Consider the following 17,955-nt stretch of genomic DNA (forward strand, 5'->3'; position numbering starts at 1 on the left):
TTATGCTTGTGCCCGGCAAACCAGAACAACAAGGACGTGGCAATGCTCGCCGCCATCAAACGCTACCCGCACACCGTTCGCCTGCTGCTCATCACCACCTTCACCCTCACTGTCGCCCGCGCCCTCACCCTGCCCTACCTGGTGGTGTACCTGGCCGACAACTTCCAGCTGCCGATCAGCCAGATCGGCCTGTTGATCGGTGGCGCACTGATCATCGCCTCGCTGCTGAGCCTGTATGGCGGCCACCTGGTCGATACTTTGCGCAACCACACACTGGTCAGCGCCAGCACACTGGTGTTCGCCCTGGCCTTCGTCGCTGCGGTCGCCAGCAACTCGGCGTTGCTGTTTTTCCTGTGCCTGGTGCTGATCAACCTGGCTCTGGCGGTGGTCGACATTGCTGCCAAAGCAGGTTTCTGCGCACTGCTGCCGGTGGAAGAACGGGCCGAGGTATTCGCCATCAAGTACACCCTGAGCAACGTCGGCTACGCCGCCGGCCCGCTGCTGGGCGTGGCCATGCTGGAGCTGAACGATCATATGCCGTTCATTGCCTCTGCCCTGCTTGGCCTGGCCATGTGCCTGGCCTACTGGCGCCTGGGCGACCGCAGCCTGCAGGCCAGCACACCAGACAAGCCTGCGGCCGGCTTCGGCCAGGTGGCGCTGGGGCTTGCGCGTGACCGGCGGCTGGTGTGCTTCACCCTGGGCGGGGTGCTGAGCGCGGTGGTGTTCGGCCAGTTCACCGCCTACCTGTCGCAGTACCTGGTGGTGACCAGCAGCCCGGCCGAGGCAGCGCGGCTGGTCGGCTACCTGGTGACCACCAACGCGGTGACGGTGATTGCCCTGCAGTACCTGATTGGCCGGCGCATCAGCCGCCAGCGCCTGATGCCCTGGCTGCTGGCCGGCATGGGCCTGTTCATTGCCGGGCTGCTGGGCTTTGCGGTGGCGGGCTCGGTGCTGGCATGGTGCCTGGCGATGCTGGTGTTCACGTTGGGCGAGATCATCGTGATTCCGGCCGAATACATGTTCATTGACCTGATCGCCCCGGAGCACTTGCGTGGGGTGTATTACGGTGCGCAGAACCTGTCCAACCTGGGGGCGGCGCTGGGGCCGGTGATGGTGGGGTTTGCCCTGGTGCATTTGTGGCCAGGGGCGATCTTCTACCTGCTGGTGTTGTCGGTGATACTGGCGGGGGTGTTTTATGGGTTGGGCACCCACAGAGGTTGATGGTGGCTGTGCCGGCCCATTCGCGGGTAAACCCGCTCCTACACGGTCCCTGTGGGAGCGGGTTTACCCGCGAAGAGGCCGGTACAGGTTAAGGAAGATGCCCCCTGCGACCACCTGCCACTGCGACCATCGTCTGCGCTGACGAACCGGCACCTGCGTGCCAGACTGATTGATCGGGACCGCGTTATCTTTTTGCTTCGGAGTTTTCATGTCGTTGTCCAGCGGGCTGATCGCCGTGGTCGCCCTGGCCTATATGGCCGTCATGTTCGCCATCGCCTTCTATGGCGACCGCCGCAGCACGCCGTTGCCGCCGAAGCTGCGTGCCTGGGTGTACAGCCTGTCGCTGGCCGTGTATTGCACCAGCTGGACCTTCTTCGGCGCGGTCGGCCAGGCCGCCGAACAGCTCTGGGCTTTCCTGCCGATCTACCTGGGCCCGGTGTTGCTGTTGATCTTCGCGCCCTGGGTGCTGCAGAAGATGGTGCTGATCAGCAAGCAGCAGAACATTACCTCGATCGCCGACTTCATCGCCGCGCGCTATGGCAAGTCGCAATCCTTGGCCGTGGTGGTGGCGCTGATCTGCCTGGTCGGCGTGCTGCCATATATCGCCTTGCAGCTGAAGGGCATCGTGCTGGGCGTGAACCTGCTGATCGGCGCCAACGCCGACGCCACCGGCACCCGTGTGCAGGACACGGCGCTGGTGGTGTCGCTGGTGCTGGCGCTGTTCGCCATCGTCTTCGGTACCCGCAGCCTGGACGTGACCGAACACCACCGTGGCATGGTCCTGGCCATTGCCTTCGAATCGCTGATCAAGCTGCTGGCCTTCCTCGCCGTGGGCATCTTCGTGGTCTTCAACCTGTATGACGGCTTCGACGACCTGTTCAGCCAGGCCCGCCAGTCAATCCACTTGCAGGACTATTGGCAGGAGACCATCAACTGGCCGTCGATGGTGGTGCAAACCGCCGTGGCGATGATGGCGATCATCTGCCTGCCACGGCAGTTCCACGTCACCGTAGTGGAGAACATCGAACCACAGGACATGCGCCTGGCGCGCTGGGTGTTCCCGTTGTACCTGGCACTGGCCGCGTTGTTCGTGGTGCCGATTGCCCTCGCCGGGCAAATGTTGCTGCCGGGCACGGTGATCTCCGATTCGTTCGTCATCAGCCTGCCCCTGGCCGAGGCGCACCCGAGCCTGGCCCTGCTGGCGTTCATTGGCGGCGCTTCGGCGGCCACCGGCATGGTCATCGTCGAGGCCGTGGCGCTGTCGACCATGGTCTCCAACGACATGCTGCTGCCCTGGCTGCTGCGCCGCCAGAACGCCGAGCGGCCATTCGAGGCGTTCCGCCACTGGATGCTCTCGGTGCGCCGGGTGACCATCGTGGTCATCCTGCTGCTGGCCTATGTCAGTTACCGCCTGCTGGGTTCGACTGCCAGCCTGGCGACCATCGGCCAGATCGCCTTTGCCGCCGTAACCCAGCTGACCCCGGCCATGCTCGGCGCGCTGTACTGGAAGCAGGCCAACCGCCGCGGCGTATTCGCCGGCCTGGCTGCTGGCATTTTCCTGTGGTTCTACACCTTGGTGCTGCCGATTGCCGCCCACAGCCTGGGCTGGTCGCTGCAGCTGTTCCCGGGGCTGGCGTGGCTGCACGGCAACCCGCTGAACTTGCCGATCAGCCCGCTGACCCAGGGTGTGGTGCTGTCGCTGGCGGGCAACTTCACCCTGTTCGCCTGGGTTTCGGTACTGTCGCGCACGCGGGTTTCCGAGCATTGGCAGGCCGGCCGCTTCATTGGCCAGCAAACCAGCGCCCGCCCCAGCAGCAAGCCGCTGCTGGCAGTGCAGATCGACGACCTGCTGACCCTGGCCTCGCGTTTCGTCGGCGAGGAGCGCGCGCGGCAGAGCTTCATCCGCTTCGCCTACCGCCAGGGCAAGGGCTTCAACCCCAACCAGAACGCCGACGGCGACTGGATCGAGCACACCGAACGCCTGCTGGCTGGCGTACTCGGCACTTCGTCGACCCGCGCTGTGGTCAAGGCCGCCATCGAAGGCCGCGACATGCAGCTGGAAGACGTGGTGCGCATCGCTGACGAAGCCAGCGAAGTGCTGCAGTTCAACCGCGCCCTGCTGCAAGGCGCCATCGAGAACATCAACCAGGGCATCAGTGTGGTCGACCAGAACCTGCACCTGGTGGCCTGGAACCGCCGCTACCTGGAACTGTTCAACTACCCCGACGGGTTGATTAGCGTGGGTCGGCCGATTGCCGACATCATCCGCTACAACGCCGAACGCGGCCTGTGCGGCCCGGGCGAAGCGCAGGTACATGTGGCGCGCCGCCTGCACTGGATGCGCCAAGGCCGTGCGCATTCCTCGGAGCGCTTGTTCCCCAATGGCCGGGTGATCGAACTGATCGGCAACCCGATGCCAGGTGGCGGCTTCGTCATGAGCTTTACCGACATCACCCCGTTCCGCGAGGCCGAACAGGCCCTGCGTGACGCCAACGAAGGCCTGGAGCAACGGGTGGCGGAACGTACCCATGAGCTGTCGCAGCTGAATCAGGCACTGTCGGAAGCCAAGAGCCAGGCCGAAGCGGTGAGCAAGTCCAAGACCCGCTTCCTGGCCGCAGTCAGCCATGACCTGATGCAACCGCTGAACGCTGCACGGCTGTTCTCCGCCGCCTTGTCGCAACAGGCCGAAGGCATGAACGAAGAGGCCCAGCAGCTGGTGCAGCACATGGACAGTTCGCTGCGTTCGGCCGAAGAGCTGATCAGCGACCTGCTGGACATCTCGCGCCTGGAAAACGGCAAGATCACCCCGGATGCCAAGCCGTTCGCCCTCAACGAACTGTTCGACACCCTGGGCGCCGAGTTCAAGCTGCTGGCCGCCGAGAAGGGCCTGGAGTTCCGCCTGCGCGGCAGCCGCCTGCGGGTGGACAGCGACATGAAACTGCTGCGCCGGGTACTGCAGAACTTCCTCACCAATGCCCTGCGCTACGGCAAAAGCCCGATCCTGCTGGGCGCGCGCCGCCAGGGCGAGCGCCTGTGGCTGGAAGTCTGGGACCGCGGCCCGGGCATCGCCGACGATAAGCTGCAGGTGATCTTCCAGGAGTTCAAGCGCCTGGACAGCCACCAGACCCGCGCCGAAAAAGGCCTGGGCCTGGGCCTGGCAATCGCCGACGGCCTGTGCCGGGTGCTCGGGCACACGCTGGAAGTACGCTCATGGCCAGGCAAGGGCACGGTATTCCGCGTCAGCGTACCCATTGCCCGCCAGGCCGCCCCGGCACCCGCCGCCCCGGTGGAGCAAGCAGGCCAGCCGCTGGCGGGGCTGCAGGTGCTGTGCGTGGATAACGAAGACAGCATCCTGATTGGCATGAACAGCCTGCTCAGCCGCTGGGGCTGCCAGGTGTGGACGGCGCGCAACCAGGCCGAATGCGAAGCCTTGCTGGGCAAAGGCATGCGCCCGCACCTGGCTCTGGTGGACTACCACCTGGATGACGGTGAGACCGGCACCGGGCTGATGGGCTGGCTACGCGCACGCCTGGGTGAACCCGTGCCGGGCGTGGTGATCAGCGCCGACGGCAGCAAGGAAACCATCGCCCTGGTGCACGCCTCAGGCCTGGACTACCTGGCCAAGCCGGTCAAGCCGGCGGCCCTGCGCGCCCTGCTCAATCGCCATCTGAGCCTGGTTCAGTAACGGCCTCGTCGGGCAGTGCCTCGTCAGACAGCGCCCGCTCCAGCAGGTCGGCCGGCAGGCTCTTGCTGGCGCGGGCGCCCAGCAACTTCAGCTGTTCACTGCGGCTGACCAGGTTGCCGCGCCCTTCGCACAGTTTGTTGCGCGCTGCGGCATAGGCCTTGTCCACCTGCTGCAGGCGGCTGCCCAGTTCGTCCAGGTCCTGGATGAACAGCACGAACTTGTCGTACAGCCAACCAGCGCGCTCGGCGATTTCGCGGGCGTTCTGGCCTTGGCGTTCCTGCTTCCACAGGCTGTCGATCACCCGCAGGGTGGCTAGCAAGGTGGTGGGGCTGACGATCACGATCTGCCGGTCGAAGGCTTCCTGGAACAGGTTCGGCTCGGCCTGCAGGGCTGCCGAGAAGGCCGCCTCGATAGGCACGAACAGCAACACGAAATCCAGGCTGTGCAGGCCTTCGAGGCGGTTGTAGTCCTTGCTCGACAGGCCTTTGACGTGGCTGCGCAGCGACTGCACGTGCTGCTTGAGCGCAGCTTCGTCGTTGCCGGCGACAAACTGCTGGTACGCGGTGAGGCTGACCTTGGCGTCCACTACCACCTGCTTGTCGCCAGGCAGCATGATCAGCACATCGGGCTGGAAGCGCTCGCCATCGGCGCTCTTCAGGCTGACCTGGGTCTGGTATTCGCGGCCCTTTTCCAGCCCGGCATGCTCCAGCACGCGTTCGAGGATCAACTCGCCCCAGTTGCCCTGGGTTTTCTGGCCCTTCAGGGCCTGGGTCAGGTTGGTCGCTTCGTCGGACAGGCGCAGGTTGAGCTGTTGCAGGCGCTCCAGCTCCTTGCCCAGCGAGAAACGTTCGCGGGCTTCTTGCTGGTAGCTCTCTTCCACACGTTTTTCGAAGGCGTGGATGCGTTCCTTGAGCGGGTCGAGCAACTGGCCCAGGTGCTGCTGGCTGGTCTGGGCGAAGCGTTGCTCGCGCTCGTCGAAGATCTTGGTGGCCATGTCGGCGAACTGGGCACGCAGGGTGTCACGGGCTTCCTGCAGGTCTTCCAGACGCTGCTGGTGGCTCTCCTGCTGTTCGCGCAGTTCGGCACCCAACCGTGCCGTATGCGCTTCCAGGCGGCGCAATTCGGCTTCGCGGTTGGTGCGCTCAAGGCTCCAGGCGTGGGCGGCGTCACGGGCGTTGTCACGGTCGATCTGCAGCAGCTCCAGTTCGCGCCCCTGGGCCGCCAGCTGGGTCTGCTTGACGGTGTTGGCTTCGCTGAGGTCGCTGACCTCGTCGCGGCTGGCGTCCAGCTGCGCCTGCAAGCCGGCCTGGGCCAGCTGGGCGGCGTTGAGGCGCTCTTCGAGCAAAGCCTGCTCGCCTTGCCGTGCGCCCTGACGGCGCTGCACCTGCATGACCCACCCCAGGCAGGGTAATGCACCTGCCACCAAGCCCAGCAGAATGCTGGCCAGATCCACTGTCATGCTTACCCCGATCGCTCTGTTGCACGTTGAGTGCAGCTTATCAGCCTGATGCTTGTCGCAGCATTTACTTCGCCTGGTAAATCGAGCGCCGCCCGCGCGGCGCTTCGCGGGGCAAGTCGGATCGCCGCACCGCCGCTCCCACTGTCTGTTTCGGGCCAATCTCCCCTGTGCTATTACCGGTGCCCGCCTTGGTGCATGATTGGATATCAATGGAAAGCAGTTGCGCCCACTTCAGATATCGAAGGGGACAAACAAGGCGGACAGTGGTGACCTCACAGGAGTGACTGGCCCGAAACAGACAGTGGGAGCGGCGGTGCGGCGATCCGACTTGCCCCGCGAAGCGCCGCGCGGGCGGCGCTCGATCTCCCGGGCAACAAAAATGTTCCGGCGAACACCTGCAGGCAACACACCCCTCAGCCAGCAAACCATTGCCGCAGCAGCCGCCGCGCTTCCTGCGAGCCCTGCCCCGCCGCCAGCTCCAGCCAATACCGCGCCTGCTCTGGTTCGTTGTGCTGGCACAGCCGCGCATACTCCAGCTGCGCACGCCGGTCACCCGCACGGGCGGCCTGGCGCAGCAGTTCATGGCCAATGCGCCGGTCACGGGCATTGCCGCAATCGCGGCACAGCATCTGCCCCAGGCGGCTTTGCGCCACCACCACGCCCTGGCGCGCCGGCTGTTTCAACAGGCGCCCGGCCAAATGTTTGACCTGGGGCTTGTCACCCAGCCGCGGGTTGTCGAGCAGCCACAAGGCCACTTTGAGGGAGAACCGTTTTGGGGGAGGTGCAGGCGTCGCCGCAGCAGGGTTGGCGAGGTGTTTACCGCGAAACTTCATGAGCAACAGGTTTGGCAACTCGAAAGGCGCGCCACTCTACCCTTTTTTTTTCGCCCTGACCTGTCGATTTCTGGAGGATTGAAAAAAAATTTCAATGATCTTTTCTTGACGTTTTCGAGTGGTTGACCAACCGGTCTGTCGGAGCATGTCGATTGTCGGACAGTTCACAGTAGTGCTAGCACGCCCGTCCTAGAGCAAGCGCTCGGGACAATCCACAGTTCCTGTGGATAACTCGGTGGACAACCCCCTCCCATCCCCCGCAAACCCCTATGAATTGGGGCTTTCGGTCAAACTGACGATTTTTTCACCAGCTAAAAATAGTGTTTTTTTTCATTGACTTAACCGCGCAGTCAAGGCATTGGCGAGGCAATCGAGAGGTGTTGCCGGGCTGTTACAGGCGCCGCCCCGAATGTGAACAAGTGCACCACAACCCTTCATTCGAGTGCACGAAATGGTTACATCCGGCCAGATACGGGCCATTTGCCCCCTCTTCCCAGCAGGGCAAATACGCGCCATACTGCTCGGCTCACCTGAACCAACGTTAATGCTTGCCAAGCGACTGCATTTTCGGTAAGGTGCGCCTCGTTAGTACCAAGCTGAAAGTCAATTCTGGCCCCAAGCGTCCTTGCAGACCCGCTCTTCCCAAGAGTGCCCCTGCTGAAAACAGGACCGGCCCATTCGATGATTCACTCGCCAGCCCCGCGCTGCACAAGCACGAATCACGTGACAGATTGATCAGGATCCCGCTCCGATGGCCTAGAACCTTGGCCCCGGTGTGCTGCCTGCCCTCTGAAGTACCTACCAGTCAGCCCAAGCGCCCACCTTTGATTGCGCCCCCTCTGGCTGCCCTGTTCCAGTCAGGTTCGTTCGTCCCTTAATAAAGGCGTCACTGGAACGTTTCTATCATGCACGGATCATAACCCCCGTGTTTAAAGCAGGAACCTCCAACAATATGCAAACTCATCATCAGATTCAGGCTGCCATTGGCACCCTCTCCCAGGCCTTCTCGCCGTTGAAGTGCCTTATCGTTGCCCCACGCAAGGGCAGCTTCAGCTTTACCCTGGTAGACGAACACGGCGTCGCCTGCCACACCGAGCGCCTGTACCCTGAACAGTACAGCCGCACTGAACCGCTGCAGGCGGTCATCGCCCGGACTCGCCAGTCACTCACCGCGTGAGCGGCGAATACCGTGGCATTCAAGCGCTGAATCATCCCATCGCAAGCCTGCCTGAACGTTCTTGGCGTAATTGCCTTAGGGCATATAGCCCGGTGCGTCAGGCAGTATTCGATTTAAAAACAGCTCTTTACACCACGATTATCACACTACACTTCAACTCGAGCGGTGCTTACCGCTTCCGGCGGGCCTGATCATTCACCAGCTGCCAAGCTCCAGCGCCCGTCCGGCCCTTTACTGCTCGAGGGCATCATGGGTATCGCGGCGAATGAATTGTGTCAGTATGTGATCCGACCCACCCTGGTCTACCTGAACCGTCACTGCGCCAGCGCCGAAGCTTTGTTGTTGGGCATCGCCGCCAGCCAGTCGGCACTCGGATCAGCATTGCACGACCGACGCGGGCACGGTCTTTACCGCATCGGCGAACACCGTCACCAAGCACTCTGGGACGACTATCTGGCCCGTGACCCCGACCTGGCCAGCATGATCCGCGGCCTGGCCAGCCAGCACGCCTTCCTCGGTGGCCCGCACCTGGAGCTCACCGTAAACCTCCGCTACTCCACCGCCATTGCCTGGATGCTCGTCGAGGAGCAGGCCACGCCACTGCCTGCGGCTGACGACTTGTTAGGCCTCGCGCGGATCTGGCGTCAGATTTTCAACCCCCAAGGTCGCCTGCGCGACTTCACCCATGCCTGGCATACCTGCATAGATCAGAGATTGCCGCAGGCATCTTAAGAAACGTCCTACAGAGTAACCGGAAAAAAAGGAATTTTGGTCGGATTGTCCTACAAAACCGCTCTATCTCCTGCGATTGAGGCTATAGCGCGGCGCGTGATTTGTTGGTAGCTTTTCGCCCCGGAGATCCCAAGGAGTTTTCTAATAATGAAAAAAGTAATGCTCAAAACCTCCCTCGGCGTAGCTATTGCGCTTGCTTCCAGCCAACTGTTCGCCGCGGGCTTTGCGCTGAACGAACAAAGCATCAGCGCCATGGGTACCGGTTTTGCGGGACGTTCTTCTTCTGCCGAAGATGCCAGCACCGTGTATGGCAACCCTGCCGGCATGTCGCGCCTCAAGCGCGAACAGGTCACCGTGGGCGGCGCTGCCGTCATCGCCAAGTCTGACATTTCGGGCCGTGGTAGCAATTTCGGGGGGGAAACCGATGGCGACATGGTCCCGTTCGTGGGCGTGCCCATGGGCTACTACGTCAAACCGATCGATGATCATTGGAGCGTTGGCTTCGGCGTTTACGTGCCATACGGCCTGATCACCGACTACGGTAGCGATGACGCTGCGCGGTATTGGGGCAAGAAGAGCAAGGTAGAGGTTGTCACCTTCCAGCCAACCATCAGCTATGCCTTCAACGACAAGGTCTCGATCGGTTTTGGCCCGACCATCAACCGCATCAAGGGTGAACTGGGCTCGAACCTGAGCAGCAAGGCCCTTTTGGGCGCCAACGGCCCTGACGGTGAAGTCAAGATCAAAGGTGACGACACCGCGATCGGTTACAACATCGGTGTTCTCGTTCAGGCTACAGACCGTACTCGCCTGGGCCTGACCTATCACTCGATGGTCGACTACAAGCTTGAAGGCAATACCCGGGTTTCCTACCCGATTCCACAGCTTGGCCTCAGCGGCAGATTCGACGCAAGCCTGAAAATCAAGACGCCAGAGTCTGTAGACCTGTCGGTCACCCATGAACTGGATGACCACTGGACCCTGTATGCAGGTAGCACCTGGACGCGCTGGAGCCGACTGGAAAGCATCATTGTCGAGAACGAAGCACCGGCAGGCTACCCGCTGAAGACCATCACCGAAGAGCAGAACTGGCATGACACCTGGGCCCACGCCATTGGCGCTGCCTACAAGGTGAACAAGGAGTGGACCCTGCGTGCAGGCTTCTCCGTCGACCAGTCGCCCACCAACAACCACGACCGCTCGCCGCGTATTCCTACCGGCGACCGTAAAGCGGTCAGCTTTGGTGCAGGCTGGAGCCCGAACGATGACATGACCATCGATGTTGCCTACTCCTACCTGTGGGAAGAGGACACCAAGGTCAACAATGTGCCTGGTTCGCAGTCGCAAGCCCTGTTGAAAGGCAGCTACCAGGCCAAGTACGAGAACAGCGCTCACGGTATCGGTGCATCCCTTACCTACCGCTTCTGATTCGTACGCGTCACATGAAAAACCGCCTTCGTGGCGGTTTTTTCATGCCTGCACCTGCCAGCTGTCACCCAGGCATTCGCGCAGGTAGTCCATGAACACGCGCACCTTGGCGGTCATGGCAAAGCGGTCGGCCAGGCACAGGTAGATATCCATCGGCTCGGTCTGGGCGTAGGCCTGGCCGCTGTCGCTGTATTCGAACAATGGCACCAACGCCCCGGAAGCCAGGTGCGGCCGCACGATGAACTCGGCCAGGCGGGTGATGCCACCATGGTGCAGGGCCATCTGGGTCAGGGCATCGATGTCGTCGCTGATCAATACGCTGCCGAACTCTGCCTCGAAACGCAGCCCATCGCGCATGAAGCCCCAACGCAGAAAGCGCCCGTCCACTGGATAGCGGAACACCAGGCAGCGATGGTCGCGCAAGGCCTCTGGCGTAGCCGGCACACCGGCGCCTTGCAGGTAACCGGGCGAAGCACAGCAAATGAACGGGATACGGGCTATGTGCCGAGCCAGGAGCTGATCTTCCAGTTGCGGGGCAATTCGCAGGCTGACATCGACGTCTTCACGCGCATGGTTGACCCGGCGATCAGTCGTTACCAACTCTATCGAAAGCAGTGGATAGCGGGCACTGAATGCGGGTATCAGCGGTGCCAGGACATGGCGGCCAAAGGCGGAAGTCGAGGCAATGCACAGGCGCCCTTGAGGTTCACTGTCGGGAGTGGTGACGGCCTGTTCGGCCAGGGCCAGGTCGCGCTCGATGCGCCTGACACGTTCGTAATACTGGGCGCCAGCTGGCGTCAGCGCCATGCTGCGGGTGGTGCGGCTGAGCAGTCGCACTTGCAGATGGCCTTCCAGGCGCGTCAGGTTCTGGCTGACGGCGGCCGGGCTAAGGCCCAGGTTTCGGGCGCCAGCGGCGATACTACCGGCTTCGACCACCTTGATGAAGCTGCGGATGGCGTTGAGCAGATCCATGCGTGAGCTCTTGGATTCGTAAGAATCTCTTTATAAAGAACTCAATGTGGCTGGTCTACAGCAGTAGCCGAACGCATTGCTAACCTGCGCCTTCACTCACCTTTCAGGAGTTCGCATGAGCAACCTGTCCCAGGCGCGCAGCCGGCGCAAATTGCACTCGGGCGCCACGCCCTACGTCTTCGCGTTCTACATGTCGTCGATCATGGCGTTGTTGATGTGTTTCGTGATCACTGCGGCGAATGCCGGGGTTACCCCGGAGTACTTGAGCAACGTGTTGAAAGCTTACCAATTGGCGATGCCGGTGGCGTTTGTTTGTGTGTTGATGGTGAGGCCGGTGGTGGTACGGTTGGTGGCGATTACAGTGCATGCAAAGTGAGCCCTCCAAACCCAGACACACTCACTGCCTGCTTTTGATCTGGCTTTTGATCTGGCTTTTGATCTTGATCTTGATCTTCGCGACTTCAGGAGGCCGAACGCAGGCCTTGCGGAGGGAGGTGACGGGCATGGATGCCCGTCAAGCGCTGAGGCCCCATGGATGGGGCCTGCAGCGCGTACTCCCGGGAGCAAGGCCGGAGTGAGGGAACCCCGGAGCGCAGCGTAGGGGCCGGATGATGGGAGCAGCAGCGTTTTTTGGTTACTTTTTGTCGCGTCTGACAAAAAGTGACTCGCCGTAAGGGCGAAAAGGTGAGTAAGCGTCGCCATCGCGAATGGACTATGCGCAGTATCAAAACCGCCGCATGAGCTGTTGCTGTTGCTGTTGCTGTTGCTGTTTGGATGTGGGCCTTCACACCAAGTAGACATTCATTCGCGCAGGTGGCGCCAAGTCACCTTTCCGCCCTTACGGCGGGTCACTTTTTGTCAAACGCGACAAAAAGTAACCAAAAAACGCTGGCTCCCATCATCCGGCCCCTACGCTTCGCTCCGGGGTCCCCTCGCTACGGGCTTGCTCCCGGGAGTACGCGCTGCAGGCCCCATCCATGGGGCCTCAGCGCTTGACGGGCATCCATGCCCGTCACCTCCCTCCGCAAGCCCTTCGCTCGGCCTCCTGAAGTCGCAATCTGCGTCGCCTGGGCTATCGCGCACTTAGAAGCAAAAGCCGAAGCAAGAGCAAGAGCAAGAGCAAGAGCAGGGCCAGGAGCCACTAGCTCACTGCTGCGAAGCGATGGCCTTTTCGATTGCTGCCCGGAACTCGGGATCATCCGGCTTGGTGAGGCTGGAGAAATTACCGATCACCTTGCCCTTACGATCGACAACGTACTTGTAGAAATTCCACTTCGGTGCACTGCTCTGGCTGGCCAGCTCAGTGAACAGCGGTATCGCGTCCTTGCCCCGCACCGGCTGTGCCTTGGTCATGGTGAACGTGACGCCATAGTTGGCATAACAAACCTTGGCGGTCTTCTCGCTGTCAGCATCTTCCTGCTTGAAGTCATTAGACGGCACGCCAAGCATTTCCAGGCCTTGTTCGTGATACTCCTTGTACGTCGCCTCCAGCCCCTCGAACTGCGGCGCAAAACCGCAATAGCTGGCGGTATTCACCACCACCAGCGGCTTGCCGGCAAAGCGCTGGCACAGGTCGACCTGCTCCTTGCCCCGTAACTCCGGCAGGCTACCCTGCAACAACGCCGGGCAATCGGCAGCCCAACTCGATGTGCCGGCAAGCAGGGCCAGTACCGGCACCGTTAACCAATGTGCGCGCATGGTTCGTTTCTCCCGCAATACATTCCTTGAGCTTGCAGGGTAGCGCCTAACAAACACTCATGCCCAGTTGCATCAACGCCATCCCGCCCTGGCGCCAGCCCCACCACACCAGCGCCAGCAGCAACAGGGCGGCAACGGCTAGCAACCCGCGGGCCACGTAGCGGTTCATGCAGCCTGGGCCTGCAGGCGGGCGACCGGGCGTTCGCGCACCGGCCAGTTGAGGGCGGCGGCCAGCAGGCTGAGCAGGATGGATATCTGCCAGACCAAGTCGTAACTGCCGGTGCGGTCATACACCACCCCACCCAACCAGCCACCCAGGAAAGCACCCAGTTGGTGGAACAGGAACACGATACCGCCGAGCATGGACAGGTTGCGCACCCCGAATACCGTGGCCACGGTGCCATTGGTCAGCGGCACCGTCGACAGCCACAACAGCCCCATGGCGATGCCGAACAAATAGGCGCTGAACTCACTCACCGGCGCCCAGATGAACAGCACGATCACCACCGCGCGCAGCAGGTACAGCCCGGTCAGCAGACGCGGCTTGGACATGCGCCCACCCAACCAGCCAGCGGTGAAGGTACCGACGATATTGAACAGGCCGACCAGCGCCAGCACCGTGGTACCGGTGGTCGCGGCCAGGTGCTGGTCAACCAGGTAGGCCGGCAGGTGTACGCCAATGAACACGACCTGGAAACCGCAAACGAAGAAGCCCAGCGCCAGCAGCCAAAAGCCGGAGTGCGAGCACGCCTCGCGCAGGGCCTGGCCCAGGGTCTGTTCAGCGCCATGGCTAGGCAGTGGGCGGTCGCGCAGCAGGCCAACGAAGGGCACGATAAACGCCACCATCAGGCCCAGCACCAGTAACGCAGCAGACCAGCCCAACCATTGGATCAGGCCGAGGGTGCCCGGCAGCATGGCGAACTGGCCGAATGAGCCGGCGGCACTGGCAATGCCCATGGCCATGCTGCGCTTCTCTGCCGGTACGGCACGCCCAACCACACCGAGGATGACCGAGAACGAGGTACCGGACAGGCCGATGCCAATCAGCAAGCCGGCACTCAGCGACAGCGACCAGGCCGAATCAGCCATGCCCATCAGCATCAAGCCGACGGCGTAAAGAATACCGCCAATGATCACCACCCGCGCCGCACCCAGGCGGTCAGCCAAGGCGCCAGCGAACGGTTGCGCCAGCCCCCAGATCAGGTTCTGCAAGGCAATGGCGAAGGCGAACACTTCACGCCCCCAGCCAAAATCTGCACTCATCGGCGCCAGGAACAGGCCGAAGCCATGCCGCACACCCAAGGACAGCGCCAGGATCAACGCCGCCCCCATCAATACCCACCCGCTGGTTCGCCACACCGAAGTCATTGTCGTTATCTCCAGCACATCGCAAGGTTTTGCGGGTATATACCCGCTTAAAGTCGTATAAATTCAGGCCAGTTGGTCAAGCAAACGCACCAGCTCATCCCGCTGCCCTACTCCCAGCCGCTCCACCAACTCGGTCTGCGCCTGTTCCCAGGCGGGATGGGCAGCGTGCAGCAGTTGCGTACCCGCCTCGGTCAGCAGCACCACGCGGTTGCGCTGGTCATCACCATCGGCCAGGGCCACCAGCCCTTCAGCCTCCAGTACCCGCAAGTTGCGGCCCAGGGTACTGCGCTCCAGCCCCATGGCTTCGGCCAGTGTGGTGATACTGGGGCGGTCGAGCCGCTGCAGGTGACGCAACAGGGAAAACTGGGCGACATTGACCCCGAAGCCGGCAAGCGCTTCGTCGTAATGCCGGCTCACCCCGCGGGCGGCACGACGCAGATGGGTACAGATACATTCACTGGTCAGCATGGATACGTGTATATACCCGCGTCGTGAGTGTTGCAAGAAGTTTCATACACGCGACAGGCATGCACTGGCCCCCCTGTAGGAGCGGCCTTGTGTCGCGAAAGGGCTGCAAAGCAGCCCCAGCACTCCATGCATTTGCGCTGAAATCGTGGGGCCGCTATGCGGCCCTATCGCGACACAAGGCCGCTCCTACAACAGAACGGCAGGCCGAAAGTTCAAAGGCCCAGCGCCAGTCCCAGCACCACCGCCAGCTCAAGCAACTCCAGCATTGCGCCAGCGGTATCACCGGTGGTCCCGCCCAGACGCCGGCACATCAGGTGCCGCAACCAGGCAAACACAGCCAGCGCCAACACCACGCTCCATCCGCCCAAGAGCAGGCAAAAGAGCGCACAACCCAGCAGCACCCAGCCGGCCGCACGCCGAGGCAGGTGCTCGGCCAGCGCCTGCCCCAACCCACCTGGCCGCACATAAGGCGTGCCAAGGAACAGGCCCAGCATCGCCGCCCGCCCGATCAACGGCGCCAGCAGCAATTGCGCCCCGACGCCCCGCTCGACCAATACCCACAAGGCGCAGAACTTCAGCAACAGCACCAGCATCAGGGTGACCACGGCAATTGGCCCGCTGCGCGGGTCCTTCATGATCAGCAAGGTGCGTTCGCGGTCGCCAAAACCACCTAACCAAGCATCCGCACTGTCAGCCAGGCCATCCAGGTGCAAAGCACCGCTAAGCAGCACCCACACCGTAAGCAGCAAAGCCGCGTGCAGCGGTGCCGGCGTGCCCTGCAGCAGATGGCTGGCCAGCCACAGCAACAGGCCGAACAGCAGCCCGACCAACGGGTAGCACAGCAGCGAGCGCCCCACCTCGCGCGGCGCCGGCATGCCCGGCAGGCTCACAGGCAGGCTGCTGAGAAACTGCAAGGCAATCCACAACGGCAACATCTCAGCGCACCTCGACCAGTTGGCCGTCGTCACCCGGTACCAACCGCATCAGCGCACCGTGGCCGACTTCGACCTGCAGCAACTGCGCCCGCGGCATGCCACGGGCGCGGGCCAGCAACAGGCGCATTACACCGCCATGGGTGACCAGCAGCACGCGCTTGCCGGCATGCTGAACGCTCAGGCGCTCGACCGCAGTCAGCACCCGCTCGGCAAAAGCCACGACCGGCTCGCCATTGGGCGGGGTGAAGGCGTAAGGGTCCGCCCAGAAGCGCCCCAGTGCATCCGCCTGGTCTTCCATGATCTGCGCCGCACTGCGGCCCTCCCAATCACCGAAATGCAGCTCCTGCAGGGCTGCTTCTCGCTGCACTGGCAGGTTCAGCCGCGCACCCAGTTCATCGGCAAAACGTGCACAGCGCTGCAGCGGCGAGCTGACCAGCACCTGCCACGGGCCGGCCTCGGCCACGGCGTTACGCATCTGCGCCCAGCCTTTATCGGTCAGGGCATCGTCGAGGCTGCCACGCAGGCCGCCCTGCTCCGTTTCACCGTGGCGCAGCAAGTCGAGGATCATGCCGGGCGGTCCGCCACCGCTGCTTCGGCAAAGGTCGCCATCTGCCCGTGCAGCGCACAGGCCAGGCGCAACAGAGGTACCGCCAAGGCTGCACCACTGCCCTCGCCCAAGCGCAGGCCCAAGGCTAGCAATGGCTCGGCTTGCAATGCGGCGAGCAAGGCCTTGTGCCCAGGTTCTGCGCCTTGGTGGGCGAACAGCAGCCAGGCGCGGCACTGCGGGTTGAGGCGCACCGCCACCAGCGCGGCGACACTGCAGATGAAACCATCCACCAGCACTGCAATGCCGGCCTGAGCGCAACCCATGTAGGCACCGGCCAAGGCCGCGATCTCGAAACCGCCAACACAACCCAGTGCCTGCAGTGGCGCTTCGGCGCGCAGACCGTGCAGGCGCAGCGCCCGCTCGATGACGTCGGCCTTGTGCCGCACCCCGACGTTGTCCAGCCCGGTGCCCGGACCGCTCAGCTCAGTGGCCGGGCAGCCCAGCAGCACGCTGGCCAAGGCTGCGGCGGCCGTGGTGTTGCCAATGCCCATCTCGCCCCCGATGAACAGCTGCGCACCCTGTTCGGCGGCGCGCAGGGCGCTATCGCGACCGACCTGCAGGGCGGCCTGCAGCTGGCCCTCGGTCATCGCCGGTTGGCGGGCGAAGTTGGCCGTGCCGGCGCCCAGGCGCAGGTGACGCACGCCGGGCAATTCCAGGTGCGGGTCGATGGTACCCAGGTCGACCACCTCCAGGCTGGCCTGCAGCTGGTGCGCCAGCACGCTGATCGCCGCGCCACCGCCGACGAAGTTGCGCAGCATCTGCCCGGTCACCGCCTGCGGGTAAGCCGAGATGCCCTCTTCGACCACGCCGTGGTCGCCGGCAAAAATGGTGATCGCGGTGTTATCGAGCGATGGTCGTTCCCGCCCCTGCAGGCCAGCCAGCTGAATGGCCAGGCCTTCCAGTTGGCCGAGCGAACCGGCAGGTTTGGTCAGCTGCTGCTGACGGGCGCGGGCCTGGTCCATGGCGGCGGTGTCGACGGGTTGGCAGGGGTTTTGCCACCAGGGTTGGGTCATGGTCAATGGGCCTGTTTGGGGTTGTTGGGTAATGGGGGTTGTTAGTGTGCGATGGGGCTGGTAGGTGTTCGCCATGACAGTTGCAGCGCCTGTGAGATCGAGCGCCGCCCGCGCGGCGCTTCGCGGCTAAAGCCGCTCCTACGTTTGTTTCGGGCCAATTATTCCTATGGGATTTGCGCGCGAACGCCTTGGCGCATGGCTCGACATCGCGTCGTACAGTGGCGCGCGAACGCCCTGGCGCATGCCTCGATATCGCGTCGTACAGACAAGGCGGTCGCGCGCGCCTGGCACAGGAGGGACTGGCCCGAAACAAACGTAGGAGCGGCTTTAGCCGCGAAGCGCCGCGCGGGCGGCGCTCG

The 17,955-nt window shown here is 63.0% G+C and carries 16 protein-coding genes; 6 read left to right on the plus strand and 10 right to left on the minus strand.

Going from position 1 to position 17,955, the window contains the following annotated elements:
• The first annotated feature begins 42 nt into the window (after positions 1–42).
• The gene (locus tag ACIP1G_RS23845) at positions 43–1,221 is read left to right on the plus strand and encodes an MFS transporter (protein WP_400741266.1); all 1,179 of its coding nucleotides are present in this window, start codon (positions 43–45) and stop codon (positions 1,219–1,221) included.
• A 208-nt stretch (positions 1,222–1,429) separates the two neighbouring features.
• Positions 1,430–4,906 (plus strand): NahK/ErcS family hybrid sensor histidine kinase/response regulator, encoded by a 3,477-nt coding sequence (locus ACIP1G_RS23850; RefSeq protein ID WP_400741268.1) that lies wholly within the window; start codon positions 1,430–1,432, stop codon positions 4,904–4,906.
• On the opposite strand, the gene rmuC is transcribed toward ACIP1G_RS23850, so the two are convergent.
• Both rmuC and ACIP1G_RS23860 read right to left on the minus strand, forming a co-directional pair.
• Complete coding sequence (rmuC, locus tag ACIP1G_RS23855; RefSeq protein WP_400741292.1) at positions 4,878–6,251, minus strand: DNA recombination protein RmuC; 1,374 nt, start codon at positions 6,249–6,251, stop codon at positions 4,878–4,880. The two genes, ACIP1G_RS23850 and rmuC, sit on opposite strands and share 29 nt — an antisense overlap.
• 527 nt (positions 6,252–6,778) lie before the next feature.
• Positions 6,779–7,198: a tetratricopeptide repeat protein gene (locus tag ACIP1G_RS23860; RefSeq protein ID WP_400741270.1), complete on the minus strand. Its 420-nt coding sequence runs from the start codon at positions 7,196–7,198 to the stop codon at positions 6,779–6,781.
• Positions 7,199–8,150: 952 nt separating this feature from the next.
• Between ACIP1G_RS23860 and ACIP1G_RS23865 the strand changes: the two genes are divergently transcribed.
• The 3 genes from ACIP1G_RS23865 (at position 8,151) to ACIP1G_RS23875 (ending at position 10,535) form a co-directional block, all read left to right on the plus strand.
• On the plus strand, positions 8,151–8,375 hold the full coding sequence (locus tag ACIP1G_RS23865; protein WP_110745620.1) for a hypothetical protein: 225 nt from the start codon (positions 8,151–8,153) through the stop codon (positions 8,373–8,375).
• Positions 8,376–8,624: 249 nt separating this feature from the next.
• A complete protein-coding gene (locus ACIP1G_RS23870) occupies positions 8,625–9,107 on the plus strand; it encodes a hypothetical protein (protein WP_400741272.1) in 483 nt (160 codons plus the stop codon).
• A 147-nt stretch (positions 9,108–9,254) separates the two neighbouring features.
• Positions 9,255–10,535 carry an OmpP1/FadL family transporter gene (locus ACIP1G_RS23875; RefSeq protein WP_400741274.1) on the plus strand — a complete coding sequence of 427 codons (1,281 nt, stop codon included), beginning with the start codon at positions 9,255–9,257 and terminating at the stop codon, positions 10,533–10,535.
• A 42-nt stretch (positions 10,536–10,577) separates the two neighbouring features.
• Here ACIP1G_RS23875 and ACIP1G_RS23880 read toward each other — a convergent pair whose 3' ends face one another.
• Positions 10,578–11,507 (minus strand): LysR family transcriptional regulator, encoded by a 930-nt coding sequence (locus ACIP1G_RS23880; RefSeq protein ID WP_400741276.1) that lies wholly within the window; start codon positions 11,505–11,507, stop codon positions 10,578–10,580.
• 115 nt (positions 11,508–11,622) lie between these two features.
• Between ACIP1G_RS23880 and ACIP1G_RS23885 the strand changes: the two genes are divergently transcribed.
• A complete protein-coding gene (locus tag ACIP1G_RS23885) occupies positions 11,623–11,883 on the plus strand; it encodes a DUF2798 domain-containing protein (RefSeq protein WP_400741277.1) in 261 nt (86 codons plus the stop codon).
• Between the two features lie 770 nt (positions 11,884–12,653).
• Here ACIP1G_RS23885 and ACIP1G_RS23890 read toward each other — a convergent pair.
• The 7 genes from ACIP1G_RS23890 to cobT all read right to left on the minus strand — a co-directional run bounded on the left by ACIP1G_RS23890 (position 12,654) and on the right by cobT (position 17,596).
• Positions 12,654–13,205, minus strand: a complete 552-nt coding sequence (locus ACIP1G_RS23890) for a glutathione peroxidase (RefSeq protein WP_400741279.1) — start codon at positions 13,203–13,205, stop codon at positions 12,654–12,656.
• 46 nt (positions 13,206–13,251) lie between these two features.
• A complete protein-coding gene (locus ACIP1G_RS23895) occupies positions 13,252–13,374 on the minus strand; it encodes a hypothetical protein (RefSeq protein WP_400741281.1) in 123 nt (40 codons plus the stop codon).
• Entirely contained in the window at positions 13,371–14,573 is a 1,203-nt protein-coding gene (locus ACIP1G_RS23900) for an MFS transporter (RefSeq protein WP_400741284.1), read from the minus strand. The genes ACIP1G_RS23895 and ACIP1G_RS23900 overlap by 4 nt, the downstream gene beginning before the upstream one ends.
• Positions 14,574–14,636: 63 nt before the next feature.
• Positions 14,637–15,041 (minus strand): MarR family winged helix-turn-helix transcriptional regulator, encoded by a 405-nt coding sequence (locus tag ACIP1G_RS23905; RefSeq protein WP_346643236.1) that lies wholly within the window; start codon positions 15,039–15,041, stop codon positions 14,637–14,639.
• A gap of 212 nt (positions 15,042–15,253) precedes the next feature.
• On the minus strand, positions 15,254–15,976 hold the full coding sequence (locus ACIP1G_RS23910) for an adenosylcobinamide-GDP ribazoletransferase (RefSeq protein ID WP_400741286.1): 723 nt from the start codon (positions 15,974–15,976) through the stop codon (positions 15,254–15,256).
• A 1-nt stretch (position 15,977) separates the two neighbouring features.
• Positions 15,978–16,544, minus strand: a complete 567-nt coding sequence (gene cobC / locus ACIP1G_RS23915; RefSeq protein WP_400741288.1) for an alpha-ribazole phosphatase family protein — start codon at positions 16,542–16,544, stop codon at positions 15,978–15,980.
• Positions 16,541–17,596, minus strand: coding sequence for a nicotinate-nucleotide--dimethylbenzimidazole phosphoribosyltransferase (gene cobT, locus ACIP1G_RS23920; RefSeq protein ID WP_400741290.1), 1,056 nt, complete (start codon positions 17,594–17,596; stop codon positions 16,541–16,543). The genes cobC and cobT overlap by 4 nt, the downstream gene beginning before the upstream one ends.
• Positions 17,597–17,955: the final 359 nt, after the last annotated feature.

The organism is Pseudomonas sp. NPDC089392 (assembly GCF_044749595.1).
Lineage (GTDB): Bacteria > Pseudomonadota > Gammaproteobacteria > Pseudomonadales > Pseudomonadaceae > Aquipseudomonas.

Bases quoted from the DNA above. Each gene is read 5' to 3' on its own strand.
- ACIP1G_RS23845 (WP_400741266.1), top strand. From the start codon at position 43: ATGCTCGCCGCCATCAAACGCTACCCGCACACCGTTCGCCTGCTGCTC.
- ACIP1G_RS23850 (WP_400741268.1), top strand. From the start codon at position 1,430: ATGTCGTTGTCCAGCGGGCTGATCGCCGTGGTCGCCCTGGCCTATATG.
- ACIP1G_RS23860 (WP_400741270.1), bottom strand. From the start codon at position 7,198: ATGAAGTTTCGCGGTAAACACCTCGCCAACCCTGCTGCGGCGACGCCT.
- ACIP1G_RS23865 (WP_110745620.1), top strand. From the start codon at position 8,151: ATGCAAACTCATCATCAGATTCAGGCTGCCATTGGCACCCTCTCCCAG.
- ACIP1G_RS23870 (WP_400741272.1), top strand. From the start codon at position 8,625: ATGGGTATCGCGGCGAATGAATTGTGTCAGTATGTGATCCGACCCACC.
- ACIP1G_RS23875 (WP_400741274.1), top strand. From the start codon at position 9,255: ATGAAAAAAGTAATGCTCAAAACCTCCCTCGGCGTAGCTATTGCGCTT.
- ACIP1G_RS23880 (WP_400741276.1), bottom strand. From the start codon at position 11,507: ATGGATCTGCTCAACGCCATCCGCAGCTTCATCAAGGTGGTCGAAGCC.
- ACIP1G_RS23885 (WP_400741277.1), top strand. From the start codon at position 11,623: ATGAGCAACCTGTCCCAGGCGCGCAGCCGGCGCAAATTGCACTCGGGC.
- ACIP1G_RS23890 (WP_400741279.1), bottom strand. From the start codon at position 13,205: ATGCGCGCACATTGGTTAACGGTGCCGGTACTGGCCCTGCTTGCCGGC.
- ACIP1G_RS23895 (WP_400741281.1), bottom strand. From the start codon at position 13,374: ATGAACCGCTACGTGGCCCGCGGGTTGCTAGCCGTTGCCGCCCTGTTG.
- ACIP1G_RS23900 (WP_400741284.1), bottom strand. From the start codon at position 14,573: ATGACTTCGGTGTGGCGAACCAGCGGGTGGGTATTGATGGGGGCGGCG.
- ACIP1G_RS23905 (WP_346643236.1), bottom strand. From the start codon at position 15,041: ATGCTGACCAGTGAATGTATCTGTACCCATCTGCGTCGTGCCGCCCGC.
- ACIP1G_RS23910 (WP_400741286.1), bottom strand. From the start codon at position 15,976: ATGTTGCCGTTGTGGATTGCCTTGCAGTTTCTCAGCAGCCTGCCTGTG.
- cobC (WP_400741288.1), bottom strand. From the start codon at position 16,544: ATGATCCTCGACTTGCTGCGCCACGGTGAAACGGAGCAGGGCGGCCTG.
- cobT (WP_400741290.1), bottom strand. From the start codon at position 17,596: ATGACCCAACCCTGGTGGCAAAACCCCTGCCAACCCGTCGACACCGCC.